This is a genomic window from Bacillus cereus group sp. BfR-BA-01381 (assembly GCF_022663555.1).
Taxonomy (GTDB): Bacteria; Bacillota; Bacilli; order Bacillales; family Bacillaceae_G; genus Bacillus_A; species Bacillus_A pacificus.
Map to the genome: position 1 here is coordinate 1 of NZ_JAKUFR010000220.1, position 488 is coordinate 488.

Genomic DNA, 488 nt, shown 5'->3' on the forward strand with positions numbered 1-488 from the left:
TTCTGGAGTAGTATTAACATCTAAGTTTCTACTACTTTCTTTGGATATATTTATCCAATCTGTATCTATAGAAACTATCTTACTATTATGTTCAGGAAGCCCTTCTACTAACCGCTCTTTTGTGAGTAAAATTGGCACCTTCGAGTCTTCTAACATAAACGCCAATCGCTCTTTGGGATATGTCATATCTAAGGGAACATACGCTCCGCCAGCTTTTAAAATTCCTAGTAACCCAATTATCATATCTACAGAGCGTTCCATATGAATTCCAACTAATACATCTGGGCCTACGCCAAACCTTTTTAAATAATGAGCTAATTGATTTGCCTTATAATTCAGTTCACTGTACGAGATATATTCATCTTCATAACTTACGGCAATTGTATCTGGATACACTTCTACTTGTTCCTGAAATAATTGATGTACACATTTATCTTTTGGATATTCTGTTTCTGTCTTATTCCAATCCAGCAACATTTGTTGTTCGT

At 34.8% G+C, this 488-nt stretch carries 1 protein-coding gene; it reads right to left on the reverse strand.

The window, feature by feature from the left end:
- Positions 1-488: AMP-binding protein (locus MR079_RS28390; RefSeq protein ID WP_242295087.1), on the reverse strand; the 488-nt coding region annotated here is incomplete at both ends.